The organism is Rouxiella sp. S1S-2, from assembly GCF_009208105.1.
GTDB lineage: Bacteria > Pseudomonadota > Gammaproteobacteria > Enterobacterales > Enterobacteriaceae > Rouxiella.
Genome location: NZ_WFKL01000001.1, coordinates 3,106,965 through 3,126,954, shown reverse-complemented (window position 1 = coordinate 3,126,954; position 19,990 = coordinate 3,106,965). Strand labels below are relative to the sequence as shown.

The window sequence follows — 19,990 nt, the reverse complement described above, 5'->3', positions numbered from 1 at the left end:
GCAGGCTTCACGGTAATGTGTTGCAAAAGCCTTTACTTCACCTGCATGCCCGGCTGAGCGCCGCTGTCAGGGCTGAGCAGGAAAATATCTTTCCCACCAGGGCCGGCAGCCATCACCATGCCTTCAGAAACGCCGAAACGCATTTTACGCGGTGCCAGATTGGCGACCATGATGGTTAATCGGCCTTCGAGCAGTTTTGGATCTGGATAGGCCGAGCGAATGCCGGAGAAAATCTGACGCTTCTCGCCGCCTAAATCCAGTTGCAGACGCAGCAGCTTGTCAGAACCTTCCACCAAGTCGGCGCTTTCAATCAGCGCAATGCGCATGTCCACTTTGGCAAAGTCGTCAAAGTTGATGGTTTCCTGAATCGGCGCATCAGCCAATGGGCCGGTAACTGGGGGTTTGGCCGAGGCGATGTCTTCTTTAGAGGCATCAACCATCGCCGTAACCTTATCCAGCTCGATGCGGTTAAACAGCGCTTTGAACGGGTTAACTTTATGGCTCAGCAGCGGCTGGGTGATAGCATCCCAGGTCAGTTCGGTATTGAGGAACGCTTCGGTGCGCTCGGTCAAAGAAGGCAGAACCGGCTTGAGGTAAGTCATCAGAACACGGAACAGGTTAATGCCCATTGAACAGATGGCCTGCAGGTCGGCATCGCGGCCTTCCTGTTTAGCTACAATCCAAGGAGCCTGCTCGTCAACATAGCGGTTGGCAAGGTCTGCCAGTGCCATGATTTCACGAATGGCGCGACCTGACTCACGGCTGCTGTAGGCCTCGGCGATGCTGGTTGCGGCATCGGTAAAGGTTTTGTACAGCGCTTCGTCAGCCAGTTTTTCGGCCAGAACACCGTCAAAACGCTTGTTGATGAAACCGGCATTGCGCGACGCCAGGTTGACCACTTTGTTAACGATGTCGGCGTTGACGCGCTGCACGAAGTCTTCAAGGTTCAGGTCGATATCGTCAATGCGTGAAGAAAGCTTGGCGGCGTAGTAGTAGCGCAGACAGTCGGCATCAAGATGCTGCAAATAGGTGCTGGCCTTGATAAAAGTACCGCGCGACTTGGACATCTTCGCGCCGTTTACCGTCACGTAACCGTGGACAAACAGGTTGGTCGGTTTGCGGAAGTTGCTGCCCTCGAGCATTGCTGGCCAGAACAGGCTGTGGAAATAGACGATGTCCTTGCCAATAAAGTGATACAGCTCAGTGGTGGCGTCTTTTTTCCAGAACTCATCGAAGTCTAAATCAGGGCGACGGTCGCACAGGTTTTTGAATGAACCCATGTAGCCGATCGGCGCGTCGAGCCAGACGTAGAAGTATTTACCCGGCGCATCAGGAATTTCGAAGCCGAAGTATGGCGCATCGCGGCTGATGTCCCACTGCTGCAGGCCAGACTCAAACCACTCCTGCATTTTATTGGCAACCTGCTCCTGCAATGCGCCCGAACGGGTCCACGCCTGTAGCATGGCGCTGAATTCAGGCAAATCGAAGAAGTAGTGTTCTGAATCACGCATGATCGGCGTAGCGCCGGAAACGGCAGATTTAGGGTCAATAAGCTCGGTTGGGCTGTAGGTTGCGCCACAGACTTCGCAGTTATCGCCGTATTGGTCCGGTGATTTACATTTCGGACAGGTGCCTTTCACAAAGCGATCGGGCAGGAACATGCCTTTCTCAGGATCATAAAGCTGAGAAATAGTGCGATTCTTGATGAAGCCATTTTCTTTCAGACGGCTATAAATCAGCGTAGACAGTTCGCGGTTCTCGTCGCTGTGCGTTGAGTGATAGTTATCGTAGCTGATACCAAAACCGGCAAAATCTTTCTGATGCTCCTGGCTCATCTCCTCAATCATTTGCTCCGGCGCAATGCCCATCTGCTGTGCTTTAAGCATGATCGGGGTGCCGTGCGCATCGTCGGCGCAGATGAAATGAGTTTGGTGGCCGCGCATTCGCTGATAACGGACCCAGATATCTGCCTGGATGTGCTCGAGCATGTGTCCGAGATGAATTGAACCGTTAGCATAAGGAAGTGCACAGGTTACCAAAATTTTTTTCGCGACTTGAGCCATAGTAAGAGCTTGCTTTCTTTTTTGAGAATGGGGTATCGATGGTAACTCACAGAACGACCCTACGTAAACAAACGGGGATTCTGTTATGCTATTTTTATAACAGTAAGATAGCGGAGCATTTCTAAAAAACAGCTCTGTTACTGAATTCCATAATAAATCCGTATTTCAAGGAGCCGGGATGAAATCACAATCCCCTGAGAACGCTACTCCCGCTGAGCTTCATGCCGCCGTTAACGTGGTATTAGCCACTTTTACCCACCCTACGCTACAAAAAAGCCTGACCGCCATTAAAGCGCTTCATCAGTGTGTGCTGCTCGACAACGTGCTGCACATCGAGCTGGTGCTGCCTTTTGCCTGGAAGTCAGGTTTTGAACAACTCAAACTGTTAACCACGCCCGAACTGCTGCGAGCAACCGGCGCGAAAAGCGTTGACTGGCGTCTGTCTCACGATATTGCCACGCTGCGCCGTGCTAATGACAAGCCCGGCATCAAGGGCGTGCGAAATATTTTGGCCATCAGTTCAGGCAAGGGGGGGGTGGGCAAGTCGACGACTGCGGTTAATCTGGCGCTGGCGCTCGCCGCCGAGGGGGCAAAGGTGGGTCTGCTTGACGCCGATATTTATGGTCCGTCGATCCCCAATATGCTAGGCACTGAAGATGAGCGCCCGACGTCGCCGGACGGTCAGCATATGTCGCCGATTTTAGCGCACGGGCTGGCGACTAACTCCATCGGTTACCTTGTCACCGATGAAAATGCCATGGTGTGGCGTGGCCCTATGGCCAGCAAGGCGCTGTTGCAGATGCTTCAGGATACGCTTTGGCCCGATTTAGACTACCTGATTCTCGATATGCCGCCGGGAACCGGTGACATTCAGCTTACCCTGGCGCAAAGCGTGCCGGTGACCGGTGCGCTGGTGGTGACCACGCCGCAGGACATCGCGCTGCTCGATGCCATGAAGGGCATTGTGATGTTTGAAAAGGTTAATGTTCCGGTGTTAGGCATCGTCGAGAACATGAGCATGCACATTTGTAGCCAGTGCGGGCATCATGAGGCTATTTTCGGCACCGGTGGCGCGCAAAAGCTGGCCGAAAAGTACCGCTGTGAGTTGCTGGCGCAAATGCCGCTGCATATTTCACTGCGTGAAGACCTCGACCGCGGCGAACCTACGGTCATGGCTAACCCGGACAGCGAGTTTACGGCGATTTACCGTCAACTGGCGTCAAAAGTGGCGTCGCAGCTTTACTGGCGGGGTGACGCCATTCCGACCGAGATTGCTTTCCGCGCACTTTGAGTGCGCAATCGGTGGATAAATAGCGCTCACTTGCTTATTAATTTAACTAAGCCAGCCGCTTAGTGGCTTTAAGGCTGGCTTCATCACCGTGTTGTACCTATAATTGGCGCGATCAAAGCGCCATCAGGCTGCTTGCCCTTCAAACCTCCAAATCAGGTCGTTAATTTTATGTCTGACAAGTTCCATCAGTGTGTCATCGTGGGTATCGCTGGCGCATCTGCCTCTGGAAAAAGCCTTATTGCCAGTACCTTGTATCGCGAATTACGCGACCAGGTGGGTGACGAACATATCGGTGTTATCCCGGAAGATTGCTACTACCGCGATCAGAGCCATTTGACCATGGAAGAGCGGGTTAAAACCAACTACGACCATCCAAGCGCAATGGATCATAATCTGCTTTTCCAGCACCTGCAGGCCATGAAATCAGGAAAGGCCATCGAGCTGCCGAGCTACAGCTTTATTGAGCATACTCGCCTGAGTGAAACAGTGACGCTGGCGCCAAAGAAAGTGATCATCCTTGAAGGGATCCTGCTGTTGACCGACGTGCGTCTGCGTCAGGAAATGAACTTCTCGATTTTCGTCGATACGCCTTTGGACATCTGCCTGATGCGCCGTATGAAGCGTGACGTTAACGAACGTGGACGCTCGATGGATTCTGTGATGGCGCAGTACCAGAAAACGGTGCGCCCAATGTTCCTGCAGTTCATTGAACCTTCGAAGCAGTATGCTGATATCATCGTGCCTCGCGGCGGTAAAAACCGTATCGCTATCGATATTCTCAAGGCAAAAATTAGCCAGTTCTTTGAATGATCATCTTACCAAATATGTGCCAATGGAGTGTTAAAGCATGAGATTATGCGATCGTGATATTGAGGCCTGGATGGACAACGGTAAATTGTCTATTGAACCGCGTCCACCTATTGAGCGTATCAATGGTGCGACGGTTGACGTGCGTCTGGGAAACGGTTTTCGCGTATTCAATGGACATAATGCAGGCTTTATCGACTTAAGTGGCCCGAAAGATGAAGTCGGTGCCGCGCTCGACCGGGTGATGAGCAATGAAATTGTTCTACGCGAGGGTGAGGCCTTCTTCTTGCATCCCGGTGAACTGGCGCTGGCGGTTACACTTGAGTCCGTTACACTGCCTAATGACCTGGTTGGCTGGCTTGATGGCCGCTCTTCACTGGCGCGTCTTGGCCTGATGGTGCATGTTACTGCGCACCGCATTGACCCAGGCTGGCAGGGGCGTATTGTTTTAGAGTTCTATAATTCAGGTAAACTGCCCTTGGCGCTGCGCCCAGGCATGCTGATTGGTGCGTTAAGTTTTGAGCCACTTTCTGGCCCCGCTGCGCGTCCCTACAACAGTCGAACGGACGCCAAGTATCGGGACCAGCAGAGTGCGGTTGCCAGCCGCATTGATAAAGACTGATACGACCTGGCAGGATGCGAGGGCCGGCAATAGATAAGAGGAAGGCATGAGAAGATTAGTGACGACGTTGGTTATTTTACTGGTGGTTGTTATTGCCGGTATGACCTCGCTGGTTTTTTTGATTAACCCGAATGACTTCCGTGATTACATGGTCAATCGTGTTGAGCAAAAAAGCGGTTATAAACTGGCAATTGATGGTGAACTTCGCTGGCACGTTTGGCCGCAGCTCAGTATTTTGGCCGGTCAAACCTCGCTTACTGCGCCAGGTGCGAAAGAGCCCGTTGTTAGCGCCGAGAACATGCGTCTTGACGTTCGTCTCCTGCCTTTGCTCTCACATCAGCTTTCGATTAAACAGGTTATGCTGAAAAGCGCTGTTATTCGTCTTACGCCTGACAGTGAAGCCAATGAGCCGGATGCGCCGATTGCGCCTGCGACCAATTCGGGCAACGAAGGCATTGTTGATACCCAAAGTGGTTGGAAGTTTGACATCGGCCGACTGAGCGTGGCCGACAGTCTGCTTATCTGGCAGCGGGCCAAAAGCGACCAGGTCAACGTGCGCGACATTAACCTGCAAATGGATCAGAACGACCATCGGCAGGCCAATATCAAACTCTCGAGCCGCATCAATCGTGACCAGCGAGATCTTACGCTGAACGTTGAGGCGACGCTCAATATGCAAAATTATCCCCGTCAGTACTCTGCCGACATCACTAACCTGACTTACAAACTCAGCGGTGCAGATATTCCAGCCAACGGCATTGCCGGTCAGGCTAGCCTCAATGCCAGCTATCAGCAAAGCAACAACACCGTCACGCTGAATAAACTTGCGGTATCCGCCAATGATAACCAGTTAACCGGCAGCGGTCAGGCCGTGCTGAGTGACTTACCCGACTACCAGTTAAATTTACAGTCCGATAAAATGGACCTGGACGCCATTTCCGGCTGGCAGCCCAACGGCAGCGATAGCGCTCAGCAAAAAGCGCAGGCGGTGACGTCGGCGCCGGTGATTGCACGAGACATCGACGCGCAGCAGGACAGCCTCTCCGTGCTGACCAGCTTTAATGCGCTACTCAGTCTCAAGGCCGTGGATATGACCTATCGCGGACTGAAAATTCATAATCTCGATCTGCAGGCGCAGAATCGTGTCGGGCATGTTGAGCTTTCTGCGCTCAGTGGCAGCATGGGTAACGGCACTTTCTCACTGCCGGGCTCGCTTGATGCTACAGGCCAGCGTCTGATGGTCAATCTGTCGCCGGACTTGAAAAATATCGAGATTAGCGACCTGTTGCGTGCCTACAATCTGCCCCAGGTGATGACCGGCAGCTTTAGCATGCAGGGCCAAATGGGGGGCAAAGGGCTTTCAATAGAAGATTTCAACACCAACTGGCAGGGCGATGCGCAAATGGCGATGACCAATGCCCACCTCAAAGGTTTGAACATTCAGCAGTTGGTGCAGCAGGGTATCAGCCGCAGTAACAATCGCGTACAAGGCCAGCAGCGCTACGATTACTACAGTGAATTCCAGCAAATGCAGGCGCAGGGCGCGCTGAAAAACGGTGTGCTAAATCTGAACGACCTCAGCGCTGATGCCACGATGATGGGTATTAAGGGCAGTGGGAAAGTTAATTTCCCAGGCAAACTGGCGGACATGAATCTGCTGGTGAGAGTCACCGGCGGCTGGCAGGGAGACAACGCGTTGGTCAGCATGCTGCAAAAAACGGATATTCCTTTCCGCGTATATGGTCCGTGGGATCAGCTTAACTATGAGCTGAAAGCCGATCAGGTTCTACGCCAGCAGCTGCAGCAAGACGCGCGTAACGCGATTCAGAGCTGGATAGACAAGAATTCAGACAGCAAAGGAATTCAGGACAATAAGTCACTGTTGAGGAAATAGTGATTTTATTGTTATGTTTGGCAGTTATTAGTGCACTCAGCGCGGTATATATTTACCGCGCTGAGTATGTCATCTCTCTTCAGACTTCGTAATCGACTTCGACCGGTTTCAGCGGTGTTATCTTCACTTTTAGAATTCGATGGCTGCTGACCTCGAGAGGTTCAAACAGATAGTTATCAATGTGTAACTGCGTCCCTTCCTGCGGAATATTTTGCGCATACTCCATCAGTAAACCGGCAAGGGTGTGGTATTCCCGCTTTTCTTCAATCGGCAGCGGCAGGTACATCACCAGGTCATCCAGCGGCATGTAACCGTTGGCTATCCAGCTCCCGTCTTCCAACTGCACAATATCGTGACGCGCATCCAACGTGGCCGACGATTCGGGAAGGCTCCCGGCGATAGTTTCCATTACGTCGGTTAATGTAACTACGCCTTCAACCGAGCCAAATTCGTCAACCACGAAGGCAAAATGGGTCTTGGCCTGTCTAAACTGCTCAAGCGCCGCCAGCAACGACAGCTGTTCGGGAAAAATAAGCGGCTGCTTGATAATGGCTTTCAGGTCTAGTGCGTTATGCAGCAATTGTTGTTTCAGTAAATCAACCACGTGAACCACGCCGAGTGGGGCGTCGGTTGAACTGTCTTCGGTAACCAGAATACGCGTGTGCTGATTATTGGCAATTTGCTGGGTCAACAACTCAGGAGGGTCATTAAGCTCGAGATTGTCGACGTCGTGTCTTGATGTCATTACGCTGCTGACCGATCGCTGGGCCAATCCCAGTACTCGTTCGATCATGTGCCGTTCCTGCTGGTTAAAAATTGCGTGTTCTTCGCGGTCGATGTCGGCAATCATACTCGAGGAGTGCGAGTCTAATTCTGCCTCTTCATGCTTGCCGCGCAGCACGCGTAACACCGTCTCGGCGGTACGTTCACGCAGCGACCGGCTGGAAGAGAGAAAACGTCGACGGTTAAACTGCGCCAGTTGGTTAAGCATTTCGATCATTACTGAGAAGCCAATCGCCGCGTAGAGATAACCTTTGGGGATATAATAGCCAAAGCCTTCTGCCACCAGACTAAAGCCAATCATCAGCAGGAAACTCAGACACAGAATAACGATAGTCGGATGGTCGTTAACAAAACGCGTTAGTGGACGGCTGGCCAGCAGCATCAGTGCAATGGCAATACAGACCGCTGCCATCATCACGGGAAGATGTTCCACCATGCCGACAGCGGTAATGACCGAGTCCAGTGAGAAAACCGCATCCAGCACCACAATTTGCGCCACAACTGGCCAGAATTTGGCGCGACTGCCCTGTTGGGCGTTTTCCTCGTCTTTGCCCTCCAAGCGTTCATTAAGTTCGGTAGTCGCTTTAAACAGCAGGAATATGCCGCCGGCAAGCATAATAAGGTCACGGGCGCTGAAAGCGTGTGAGAAAACAGTGATCAGCGGTCGGGTGAGGGTAGAGAGCCAGGAAATAGACGCCAGCAGCAGCAAGCGCATAACCAAGGCCAACAAAAGGCCGGTAACGCGTGCACGTTCGCGCTGTTGTCTGGGGAGTTTATCGGCCAGAATAGCGATAAAGATCAGATTGTCGATTCCCAAAACAATCTCGAGGATCACCAGGGTTGCCAGCCCTACCCAAATCGACGGATCGGCTACCCATTCCATATCGCAATTTAACCTTATTCGACGCGGTGAAGCCCGCATGATGAATAATGGTCGCTGAAAAGGTAAATTTCAAATTTAAATCAGATAGCTAACCTTAATTCATCTCATTGTAATGTTGGCGTGAGGTTCTGATTGGTAGAAAAAGCAGCAACTGGCAACATAACAGCTTTATTTCGCCTATTTTTCTTAAAAAAAAGTCAATCTTGGGTAACAATCTTATTTTTTTATGGTTGACTTACCGTCATACTTAACCTGCTGTTATGATGTTATTTGTAGAACGCATTAAGAAAATCCGTGCGTAGACACAAATGATTTCGTAGTGATAAGACAACATCTTATTCAGGCAAGGGACTGTCGGTCGAACCTGCAAAAGCAAGGCTAGAGTCTATACTTTGCTTAAGTGATTTATTGGGTAGTAGAGGCAATTGCTTAAGTATCTTCAGTTAGTAAAGCGGTGAACAAACCATGGCAAACCGCTGGCTGAATTTTAATCTTATGGTGTTGAGGAGTATCTCTTACAATGTTAAAAGCTGTTATCCCAGTTGCCGGACTTGGCACACGTATGTTGCCAGCAACAAAGGCTATTCCAAAAGAAATGTTGCCTATTGTTGATAAGCCACTGATTCAGTACATCGTTAACGAATGTGCTGCCGCCGGCATTAAAGAAATCATCCTGGTGACTCACTCGTCTAAAAATGCGATTGAAAACCATTTCGACACATCTTTTGAACTTGAAAGCATGCTTGAATCACGCGTTAAGCGTCAGCTGCTGGAAGAGATTCAGTCTATCTGCCCGAAAGGCGTGACTATCATGAACGTGCGTCAGGGCCAGTCTAAAGGTCTGGGTCATGCCGTTCTGTGCGCGCGCCCTCTGATTGGCGATGCACCTTTTGCCGTACTCCTTCCAGACGTTCTGATGGATGAAGTCTCCTGCGACCTTCGCAAAGACAATCTGGCAGCGATGTTGAAGCGTTTCGACGAAACGGGCAATAGCCAGGTTATGGTTGAAGAAGTACCAGAAGAAGACGTTTCCAAGTACGGCGTGGTTGACTGCAATGGCGTTGAAGGCGAACAAGGTAAAAGTACGCCAATGAAAGCCATCGTTGAGAAGCCAGAGCGTAAAGATGCGCCATCTAATCTGGCGGTAGTAGGGCGTTATGTCTTCAACAAAGACATCTGGCCTCTGCTGGAAATCACCCCTTACGGTGCCGGTAACGAAATTCAGCTGACAGACGCTATTGCGCTGTTGATGAAAAAAGAGACGGTTGAAGCCTTCACCATGACCGGTCGTTCACACGACTGTGGTGACAAGCTGGGCTACATGAAAGCCTTCGTTGAATATGGCCTGCGCCATAAAGCAACGGGCGAACAGTTCAAAGCCTGGTTGAAAACTCTGAGTATCTAATACTCCTTTTTCACTACCTCAATACCTTTAAAAAAGCACCGAAATTTCGGTGCTTTTCGTTGTTGTTTAGAAGCATCATTGATCTCCAGCCAAGTACTGCCCAAGATAAAGATGATAATCTCTACACTAGCCAATTATTCAGTATATAAAAACTAGATCGTGTTAACGTTGGGGAATTTTCTGGAAGATTTATCGGCACTATGATGCAAAGATAAATTGTGATGCGCTCTATGGTACTTTGGTTGCTTCAGGCCAAGGCGGTAGCGTGGATGTCTAATTTTGTGTTCGGTACATTGTTACTGTAATGCTGCACGGTAAGACCTTAAGGAATTAAAATGTTACTCCCAGTGATCATGGCAGGTGGTACCGGTAGTCGACTTTGGCCAATGTCGAGAGAACTCTACCCTAAGCAGTTTTTGCGACTGCACAGTGACAACTCGATGTTGCAAGAAACAGTGCTGCGTTTGGACTTACTCGAAGTACGCGAGCCGGTCGTGATTTGCAATGAAGAGCATCGATTTTTGGTGGCTGAGCAACTAAGACAGATCAAAAAGCTGTCAAATAACATTATTCTAGAACCGATGGGCCGTAATACTGCCCCGGCCATTGCGTTAGCTGCGTTAAATGCCATTAAAGATGGCGATGATCCTGTGATGTTGGTGCTGGCCGCTGACCACGTTATTCACGATGTTGAAACCTTCCATGCTGCCGTTGAAAAGGCCATTCCATTTGCCAACGCCAACAGCTTGGTCACGTTCGGAATTGTGCCGACCGGTCCTGAAACAGGCTACGGCTACATTCAACGTGGTGACAGTATTGGTAATCTTGACGAAGGTTATAAAGTTAAGTGTTTCGTGGAAAAACCTAACCTGCCAACGGCCGAATCCTACATTGCTTCGGGCGAGTATTATTGGAACAGCGGGATGTTTATGTTCCGGGCCAAAAAATACCTCGAAGAGTTGGAGAAATTTCGCCCGGATATCTATGAGGCCTGTAAAAAGTCTTTGTGCGAGTTACCGGACGGCATGGACTTCATCACGGTTGATAAAGAGTCCTTTGCCCTGTGTCCTGACGAATCTGTCGATTATGCGGTAATGGAAAAGACTACTAATGCCATGGTCGTTCCGCTGGATGCGGGTTGGAGTGACGTTGGGTCATGGTCTGCACTGTGGGAAGTTAACGAGAAAGACACGAACAATAACGCCCTGACCGGTGACGTTTTCCTGCATAACACCGAAGGTTGCTATATCAATACCGATGAAAAAATGGTGGCGGCAGTGGGTGTTAAAAACTTGGTGATTGTTAATACCAAAGATGCGTTGCTGGTAATTGATAAATCACAGGTTCAAGACGTCAAAAAAGTGGTGGAATACCTTAAAATTAATCAAAGAAGCGAATACAAACACCACCGTGATATTTACCGCCCGTGGGGCAAGAGTGATTTGGTGGTCGCAGAAAATCGCTTCAATGTGAACCGTGTGACCGTTAATCCTGGCGGCAAATTGTCTACCCAAATGCATCATCACCGCGCAGAACATTGGATAATCCTGGCCGGTACTGCACAGGTCACTATCGGTGAAAAGACTTTCCTGTTAACGGAAAACCAGTCTACGTTTATCCCGATTGGATCAATTCATACGTTGGAAAACCCTGGGAAAATTCCATTGGAAATCCTTGAAGTTCGCTCAGGTTCTTACCTTGGCAACGATGACGTTATTCGCATTAAAGATCACTACGGTCGTAATTAATATTTGAGGTTTACATGACTACGTTAACTTGTTTCAAAGCCTATGATATTCGTGGAAAATTGGGCGAGGAACTCAACACAGATATTGCTTACCGCATTGGTAGAGCCTATGGCGAGTTTCTGAAACCTAAAACCATTGTCGTGGGTGGCGACGTACGGCTAACAAGTGAAGAGCTAAAGCTCGCATTATCTGACGGATTGCGCGATGCAGGCGTTGATATTCTGGATATTGGCCTTGCCGGTACCGAAGAGATTTATTTTGCCACCGCACACTTGAAGATTGACGGTGGAATTGAAGTGACGGCCAGTCATAACCCGATGAATTATAACGGGATGAAGCTAGTACGTGAAGATGCGAAACCTATTAGTGGAGATACTGGCCTGAAAGATGTTAAACGTCTTGCGGAACAGAATCAGTTTGCAGAAGTAGCGGCTGAATCACGCGGCAGCTATAAGCAGATTTCGGTGCTGGATGCCTATGTGGATCATCTATTGGGTTATATCGATCTCAAGAACTTTACCACGCCATTAAAACTGGTGATCAACTCTGGAAACGGCGCTGCCGGCCACGTTATCGATGAAATCGAGAAGCGTTTTGTGAAAGCGGCGGTACCGGTAGAGTTTGTGAAAGTTCATCATCACGCCGACGGTAATTTCCCTAATGGGATCCCTAACCCGCTGCTGCCGGAATGCCGCGCAGATTCAACTGTCGCGGTTATCGAATCGAAAGCCAATATGGGAATTGCCTTCGACGGCGATTTCGACCGCTGTTTCATGTTTGATGAAACCGGTGCCTTTATCGAAGGGTATTATATTGTTGGATTGCTTGCGAAAGCGTTCCTGCAAAAAAATCCGGGTGCGAAAATTATCCACGATCCGCGTTTGACCTGGAATACCCAAGACATTGTTAAAGAAGAGGGCGGTGTTGCCGTCATGTCGAAAACGGGGCACGCCTTCATTAAGGAACGTATGAGAGCCGAAGATGCTATCTACGGCGGCGAAATGAGTGCACATCACTATTTCAAAGACTTTGCATACTGCGACAGCGGCATGATCCCGTGGTTGCTGGTGGCAGAATTACTGGCAATTAAAGGCAATACCCTTAGCAGTATGGTTGAAGATCGCATGGCGGCTTTCCCTGCTTCAGGTGAAATCAACCGCAAAATTGTTGGCGCTAATGAAGTCATTGATAAAATCAGAGCCGTTTACGAAGCTGATGCTCAACATGTCGATTTAACAGACGGCCTGAGCATCGAGTATACGGACTGGCGCTTCAACCTGCGCACCTCGAATACCGAGCCGGTGGTACGTTTGAACGTTGAATCAAAAGGGAATACCGAACTGATGAATCAGAAAACGGCGGAAATCCTCCAGTTATTAGGTGGGGATGCTCTGTGAAAGATATGTTATTAGCGATTTATCGCTACCGTGGTTTTATCATGAGTAGCGTTAAGCGAGATTTTCAGGCGCGCTATCAGACCAGTATGCTGGGGGCGCTCTGGCTAGTCCTGCAGCCGTTAGCCATGATTCTGGTTTATACCTTAGTGTTTTCCCAAGTGATGCGCGCAAGAATGCCTGGCGAGGCGGGGCCATTCGCTTACAGTATTTATCTATGTTCTGGCGTATTAACCTGGGCATTGTTTACCGAAATTCTTGATAAAAGCCAAAACGTTTTTCTTGGCAATGCCAACCTGATTAAGAAGCTGAGCTTTCCTAAAATTTGTTTGCCGATCATTGTTATTCTATCGGCGGTTTTAAATTTCTTAATCATTTTCACATTATTTATCATATTCTTACTGTTTACAGGCAATTTCCCGAACATGCTGTTCTTTGCCGTGATCCCATTGTTGTGCGTTCAGCTAATCTTTTCCGTGGGTTTGGGGATGATATTTGGCGTAATGAACGTCTTTTTCCGTGACGTGGGCCAGTTCGTAACGGTTTTATTGCAATTTTGGTTTTGGTTTACGCCGGTTGTTTATGTTCTCAACTCACTGCCAGAATGGGCGCGTCATATTTTAATGTATAACCCAATGGCCAGACTCATGGCTTGTTATCAGTCAATCTTTGCTTATCACAAGATGCCTGACTGGTACTCCTTGTGGCCGGTATTATTGTTAGGGATTATCTTTTGTGCGTTAGGAATGCGACTCTTCAAGAAGCATTCTGCAGATATGGTGGATGAATTATAATGAGCTTTATTTCAGTAAATAATGTTGGAAAAGCTTATAAGCAGTATCCTTCAAAATCGTCGCGACTCGTTGAGTGGATATCGCCAACCAAAAAGCTGCGCCATAAATTAAAGTGGATCCTCAATGATATCTCTTTTCAGGTTCAGCCTGGTGAAGCATTAGGTATCATCGGCATCAACGGCGCCGGCAAAAGTACACTCTTGAAACTCATTACCGGCACGGCTAAACCGACTACCGGTGAAGTACACCTTGAAGGCAGAGTTGCTGCGATGCTTGAGCTGGGAATGGGCTTCCATCCCGATTTTACCGGCAGGCAAAATGCCTACATGTCAGGCCAATTGTTAGGGATGAGTTCTCAGCAGATAACCGAGCTGATGCCTGAAATCGAAGCTTTTGCCGAAATTGGTGATTATATCGATGAGCCTGTTCGCGTTTACTCGAGCGGTATGCAAGTACGTCTTGCCTTCAGTATCGCTACTGCAATTCGTCCTGATATCCTGATTGTTGATGAAGCACTTTCGGTGGGCGACGCGTATTTCCAGCACAAGAGTTTTGCACGTATTCGTGAGTTCCGTGAGAAGGGAACCACTCTTTTACTGGTGTCTCACGATAAATCAGCCATTCAGTCTATTTGCGATCGCGCGATTTTGCTCAATAAAGGTCGAATTGAGAAAGAAGGAAATCCTGAAGAAATCATGGATTTCTACAATGCCATGTTGGCTGAGAAATCCGGATCCGCAGTGACTATTCGTCAAGAGAAAACTGAATCAGGCCAAATTCAGACCATCTCGGGTAACGGCGATGCAAAGGTTTCGGCGATATCATTAATTAATAGCAGCGGTAAAGTTTCCGAAAATATTGGTGTTGGCGATCGGGTGACTCTGAAAATTGAAGTGGAGATTCATCGTCCTATCAAAGAGCTGGTAATGGGTTTTCAGGTCAAAGATCGTTTAGGTCAAGTTGTGTTCGGCACTAACTCATACCATATGAAAGAGCCAGTAAATGACCTTGAAGCAGGTCAAAAGGTGACCTTTAATTATCGATTTCCTATGAATTTGGGAGAAGGTAATTTCTCTATCGCGACGGCTTTACACGATCGCGATACTCATATTAATAACAACTATGAGTGGCGAGACTTGGCTTTGGTATTTAATGTTATCAATCTCGACAAATTGTCATTCATGGGTGTGTCATGGTTGCAAACGGAGCTAGAGTGTTCTTATGAAAGATAGTTTCTATACAGTTAGCGAAGACTATTATCGCCTTTTTGAAGAGAAACACCGCGGCAGCGTTCAGGACATTAAGAACCGTTTACAAGTTTATATCCCATTCATTACCGCATTAACCAAAATTGACCCTTCTGCCGCTGTTGCAGACATAGGCTGTGGTCGCGGTGAATGGCTAGAGATCCTCAAGGATCATAATATTCCGGCATTCGGGGTTGACCTGGATGATGGAATGCTTGAACGTGCCTTGCAGGTTGGTCTGGACGTCAAGAAAATGGACTGCCTGGAATTCCTTCGGGGCCAGGCTGACGAAAGCCTGCTAGCTATTACCGGATTTCATATCGCAGAACATTTGCCATTTGAAGTTTTGCAAGCTGTCGTTAAAGAGTCTGAGCGAGTATTGAAGCCGGGGGGATTACTGATAATTGAAACACCTAATCCCGAGAATATCAGCGTGGGTACGTGTTCTTTTTACATGGATCCTACACATAATCATCCATTGCCTCCATCGCTGCTTGAGTTTATCCCGAATTATTATGGTTTCTTGAGAACCAAAATATTACGTTTGCAGGAAAAAAACGCATTAAGAGACCCTGAATCGGTTGTTACTTTAGTCGATGTGTTAAAAGGCGTAAGTCCTGATTATGGTCTGGTTGCCCAAAAGAAGGCCGACCGAGAGATAAGCCAATTGGTTGACGCGTGTTTCAACCAAGAATATGGCGTCACTCTGGATAGTCTGGGAAACCGTTATGACCAGCGTCTTGCCGAGCAGGCTAAAAGAATATACAAAACCTTAAGTAATCAGGCCACTAAGTTTCACAACTATGAAAATCAGTTGCAACGTTTCCAGCAAGAATTCGAAAAGACTAAACATGAGCTTTTAGCTGTTCATGCCCACAATCAAAGTCTGCAGCAACAAGTTATTGATTTCCATAGCAGTAACTCTTGGAAAATCACATACCCTTTACGTTGGGTTTCAAGCCAAGTCCATACTGTTCGCACACATGGCATCAAGGCACGTGGACGCCAAGTCATTAAGCGAATATTAAAAAAATCAATCAATATTGCCTTGGGTGTTTTCCACAATAACCCTAAGCTTAGACGCTTTGTGTTTTCTACCACCAAAAAGCTGGGAATATACAAGCTGATACAATCCGTTTACCGACGAGTTTTGTATTCTGCGCCCAACTCGCAAACTGGGCTCATTGCCAGAGAGCGTCATGTTGTTTATCAGGAAAATATGACTAGCCGGGCTGTCGATATTTATGAACAATTAAAAAATGCAAATAATAATAAGCACGGAGAGTAATAATGCGCATTGTTATTGACCTGCAAGGGGCACAGACAGAAAGCCGCTATCGCGGGATTGGCCGTTATACTATTTCTATCGCAAAAGCGATTATTCGCAACAACACAAAGCACGAAATTTTTATCGCCTTGTCATCATTGTTTCCTGAAACAATTGCTGACTTAAAAAAACAGTTCAGTGAATATCTTCCTGCTGAGAATATCGTGGTATGGCATGCGCCAGGCCCAGTAAGGGCATTAGAAAGAGATAATGCCTGGCGTAGTGAAAGTGCAGAATATATCCGTGAGGTTTTTTTACATAATCTGCGCCCTGATATCGTCTTTATCACCAGCCTGTTTGAAGGCCATGTCGATAACGCCGTGACGTCAATTGCCAAATTTTCTTCAAATACTAAAGTAGCAGTTCTTCATCACGATCTGATTCCTTTGGTACAGTCAGATGTTTATCTTCAGGATGATGCATTCAAAGAATATTATCTTAAAAAAATCAACTGGCTTAAAAATGCTGACTTGATTTTGACTAATTCGGATTATACCTCCGCGGAAGCTATTGAGTGGTTGGATGTTCCTTTTGAGAAAGTTCACACTGTCTCTGCTGCAACTGAGGAACATTTCGTTGTCAGTGAAGTGGTTGATGCCGAATTTACTGCCCTTAAAGCACATTATGGGATTACTCGTGATGTAGTGCTTTATGCACCCGGTGGATTCGACTCTCGTAAAAACTTTCGACGTCTAATCGAAGCCTACAGCAAGCTGTCACCGGTAATTCGTGATAAACATCAGTTAGTTATTGTCAGTAAGTTGTCTGATAGTGATCGTAGCGGTCTGCGCACTATTGCAAACAGTGCACGGTTACGTGAAGACGAAATGATTTTGACAGGTTATGTCTCCGAGCATGATTTAGTCGTTTTATATCAGTTGTCTAAGCTGTTTGTTTTTGCTTCTTTGCATGAAGGATTTGGTTTGCCAATACTGGAAGCCATGACCTGTGGGGCGGCGACAATCGGTTCGAATGTAACAAGTATTCCTGAGGTTATTGGATATGAAGATGCCCTTTTCGATCCCTACTCGGTTGATTCTATAAAAGAAAAACTTCACCAGGCGCTTAGTGATGATGCTTTTCTTGCCCGTTTGAAGCAACACGCAACTACTCAGGCTAAAAAGTTTTCTTGGGATTACGCAGGAATAACTGCTTTAGGTTGTTTTGAAAATATTATTGAGGATGCTGCGACTCTTCCTGTTGAAAAAGTGTCAGCTGCACAGCTTGTGACGGCTATTTCATCAATCAACTGCCGCGAAAAACCTACTGATAACGACCTACGCGCCACGGCGGAATCCATTGACCGTAACGCGAAATTAATTGAACTTCATTCTGTCGATATTGAGAAATTATCCTGGCGAGTAGAAGGTCCTTTTGACAGTTCTTACAGCCTTGCCCTGGTGAACCGGGAGTTTGCTCGTGCCTTGAGTCAGGACAATGTTGAGGTATTACTACACTCAACGGAAGGGCCAGGTGATTTTGCACCGAGTGAGACCTTTATTAATGACATGAGTAATGCTGATCTTAAAGAGTTCCACCAACGGATTGAGCAGCAAGGCTCAAGAACGGTTAATGTATTAAGCCGTAATCTTTACCCACCTCGAGTCTCAGGCATAAATGCAGATGTAAAACTTTTGCACTGTTATGCTTGGGAAGAAACGGGTTTTCCGCAGGAGTGGATCAATAATTTCAACCGTGAATTAGACGCTGTTTTGTGTACCTCAGAACATGTTCGCAAGGTGTTAATTGATAATGGCGCGATGGTTCCTGTCTTTAATGTAGGTAACGGTTGCGAGCATTGGGATCGTATTCAGAGTGGCGCGGCACCTAAACTTGTAACCAAAAAATTTAAGTTCTTGCATGTCTCATCCTGTTTCCCTCGAAAAGGGGTTCAGGCAATGTTGGCTGCCTATGGGGCAGCATTTACCTCTGCTGATGACGTATCGCTAATAATAAAAACGTTTGCTAATCCACATAATGAAGTTCATCAGTGGCTGGCTGAAGAACGTGCGGCCAACGCCAATTATCCAGACTTGATCATTATTGAACAGGATATGGCCGAATCTGACCTCAAAGCGTTGTACGAGTTTTGTGACGTATTAGTTGCCCCAAGCTGTGCGGAAGGATTTGGGCTTCCAGTTGCTGAAGCCATGTTGAGTGGGCTTCCTGCCATCACCACTAACTGGAGTGGCCAGCTCGATTTCTGTACTCCTGAAAATTCATGGTTGGTTGACTATAAGTTCGAGCGTGCTAAAACCCATTTTGGACTTTTCTCATCGTCTTGGGTCAGTGCGAACGTTGATGATCTCGGCCATGCGATGAAAGATGCGGTAGAATCGAGTGAAGAAAAACTGAAAGCGATGGCGCTAAAAGGCCGTGAGCTTATTATGGCCAAATTTAAATGGTCTGATGTAGCCCAACGATCGACTTCTGCCGTTGCTAATCTTCGCAAAAACTTCGAACTTGCCCACGAAGATACGCGGATAGGCTGGTTATCTACCTGGAATACCAAATGTGGAATTGCAACCTATTCCCAGCATCTGGTTGCCGATATGCCAAGCGATCAAGTTGTTATCTTTGCTCCCGCAGCTAACGACTTGGTTGGCGTGGATGAAAATAACGTTTTGAGATGTTGGGTGGTTGGAAAAGAAAATAACTATCTCGATGCACTTGATGCACAAATTGAAACGTTGCGCTTGAATACTCTTGTTATTCAATTCAACTACGGATTCTTCAATCACCGTGAGCTTTCTGCATTTATTGAAAAGCACCACCACGCCGGGCGAGTTATCGTTATGGCAATGCACTCGACAGTTGATCCTGAAAAAGAACCTCACTGGAATTTCCGTTTGTCAGAGATGACAGATGCGCTAAAAATGTGCGACCGTCTGCTTGTGCATTCAATAACCGATATCAATCGTTTAAAACTTTTGGGGATAGTCGATAACGTAACCTTGTTCCCACACGGTGTGTTGGGTTATCCAAAATCAGCAGATAAAGTCGCTAAGCCTAATGCTCTACCTTTAGTTGCAAGTTATGGTTTCTGCCTTCCCCATAAAGGCTTGAAAGAACTTATTGAGGCCGTTGCTTATCTCAAATCAGCAGGTAAGCCAGTTCGACTAAGGCTTGTCAATGCCGAATATCCGGTTAGCGAATCAGCTGATTTGGTGCGTGAACTTAAAGCCACAGCGTCTAAATTGGGTGTTGAAGATTTAATCGAGATGTACAACGACTTCCTTGATGACGAGGAAAGCCTTCGTTTATTATCTGATGCTGATGTGTTGGTTTTCGCTTACCAAAATACAGGTGAGTCTGCCAGCGGTGCTGTGCGATACGGAATGGCAACACATAAACCGGTAGCGGTGACGCCTTTAGCCATTTTTGACGATCTTGGGGATGCGGTATTCAGGTTCAATGGTACTTCAGTTGCTGATATCGCAGAGGGCATCTCGGCGATTAATCAAAAATCGCCAGAGGCAATTAGAATCCAGCAGCGTGCTGACGAATGGCGTCAACAGCATGACTATCATACTGTGGCCAGACGTTTAGAAAATATGTGTACCGGCCTGTTAAGGGCTAAAGTCTTTAAATAGGCATCAGGTCGGTGAATAAAAACGCAACATGCTGAAATACGCATGTTGCTTTAATTTTCCTGAAGATATGAGTTCTAAAGAATTCACGCCTGTGGTTAATGGGTAATAAGCGTTATTCATTAGCATACAGGGACTTTCA

Annotated in this window: 13 protein-coding genes; 11 read left to right on the top strand and 2 right to left on the bottom strand. The window is 47.6% G+C overall.

Going from position 1 to position 19,990, the window contains the following annotated elements; all coding sequences use genetic code 11:
- Window positions 1-32: 32 nt before the first annotated feature.
- Complete coding sequence (metG, locus tag GA565_RS14455) at window positions 33-2,063, bottom strand: methionine--tRNA ligase (RefSeq protein WP_152199036.1); 2,031 nt, start codon at window positions 2,061-2,063, stop codon at window positions 33-35.
- Between the two features lie 178 nt (window positions 2,064-2,241).
- Here metG and apbC point away from each other — a divergent pair, with 178 nt between their 5' ends.
- From apbC to asmA, 4 genes are all read left to right on the top strand, one after another.
- On the top strand, window positions 2,242-3,354 hold the full coding sequence (apbC, locus tag GA565_RS14450; protein WP_152199035.1) for an iron-sulfur cluster carrier protein ApbC: 1,113 nt from the start codon (window positions 2,242-2,244) through the stop codon (window positions 3,352-3,354).
- Window positions 3,355-3,522: 168 nt separating this feature from the next.
- Window positions 3,523-4,164 carry a uridine kinase gene (gene udk / locus GA565_RS14445; protein ID WP_152199034.1) on the top strand — a complete coding sequence of 214 codons (642 nt, stop codon included), beginning with the start codon at window positions 3,523-3,525 and terminating at the stop codon, window positions 4,162-4,164.
- 37 nt (window positions 4,165-4,201) lie between these two features.
- Window positions 4,202-4,783 (top strand): dCTP deaminase, encoded by a 582-nt coding sequence (gene dcd / locus GA565_RS14440; protein ID WP_055780328.1) that lies wholly within the window; start codon window positions 4,202-4,204, stop codon window positions 4,781-4,783.
- Between the two features lie 46 nt (window positions 4,784-4,829).
- A complete protein-coding gene (asmA, locus tag GA565_RS14435; RefSeq protein WP_193311915.1) occupies window positions 4,830-6,677 on the top strand; it encodes an outer membrane assembly protein AsmA in 1,848 nt (615 codons plus the stop codon).
- 79 nt (window positions 6,678-6,756) lie between these two features.
- On the opposite strand, the gene GA565_RS14430 is transcribed toward asmA, so the two are convergent.
- Window positions 6,757-8,343, bottom strand: coding sequence for a TerC family protein (locus tag GA565_RS14430; RefSeq protein ID WP_152199033.1), 1,587 nt, complete (start codon window positions 8,341-8,343; stop codon window positions 6,757-6,759).
- Between the two features lie 520 nt (window positions 8,344-8,863).
- On the opposite strand from GA565_RS14430, the gene galU reads away from it, so the two are divergent.
- The 7 genes from galU (at window position 8,864) to GA565_RS14395 (ending at window position 19,851) form a co-directional block, all read left to right on the top strand.
- Window positions 8,864-9,748 (top strand): UTP--glucose-1-phosphate uridylyltransferase GalU, encoded by an 885-nt coding sequence (gene galU, locus GA565_RS14425; protein WP_152199032.1) that lies wholly within the window; start codon window positions 8,864-8,866, stop codon window positions 9,746-9,748.
- Window positions 9,749-10,083: 335 nt separating this feature from the next.
- A complete protein-coding gene (locus tag GA565_RS14420; RefSeq protein ID WP_152199031.1) occupies window positions 10,084-11,496 on the top strand; it encodes a mannose-1-phosphate guanylyltransferase/mannose-6-phosphate isomerase in 1,413 nt (470 codons plus the stop codon).
- 14 nt (window positions 11,497-11,510) lie between these two features.
- Entirely contained in the window at window positions 11,511-12,893 is a 1,383-nt protein-coding gene (cpsG, locus tag GA565_RS14415; RefSeq protein ID WP_152199030.1) for a phosphomannomutase CpsG, read from the top strand.
- A gap of 5 nt (window positions 12,894-12,898) precedes the next feature.
- Window positions 12,899-13,684: an ABC transporter permease gene (locus tag GA565_RS14410; protein ID WP_152201516.1), complete on the top strand. Its 786-nt coding sequence runs from the start codon at window positions 12,899-12,901 to the stop codon at window positions 13,682-13,684.
- Complete coding sequence (locus GA565_RS14405) at window positions 13,684-14,916, top strand: ABC transporter ATP-binding protein (RefSeq protein ID WP_152199029.1); 1,233 nt, start codon at window positions 13,684-13,686, stop codon at window positions 14,914-14,916. The genes GA565_RS14410 and GA565_RS14405 overlap by 1 nt, the downstream gene beginning before the upstream one ends.
- Window positions 14,906-16,219 carry a bifunctional 2-polyprenyl-6-hydroxyphenol methylase/3-demethylubiquinol 3-O-methyltransferase UbiG gene (locus tag GA565_RS14400; RefSeq protein WP_152199028.1) on the top strand — a complete coding sequence of 438 codons (1,314 nt, stop codon included), beginning with the start codon at window positions 14,906-14,908 and terminating at the stop codon, window positions 16,217-16,219. The genes GA565_RS14405 and GA565_RS14400 overlap by 11 nt, the downstream gene beginning before the upstream one ends.
- 2 nt (window positions 16,220-16,221) lie before the next feature.
- Complete coding sequence (locus tag GA565_RS14395) at window positions 16,222-19,851, top strand: glycosyltransferase (RefSeq protein ID WP_152199027.1); 3,630 nt, start codon at window positions 16,222-16,224, stop codon at window positions 19,849-19,851.
- Window positions 19,852-19,990: the final 139 nt, after the last annotated feature.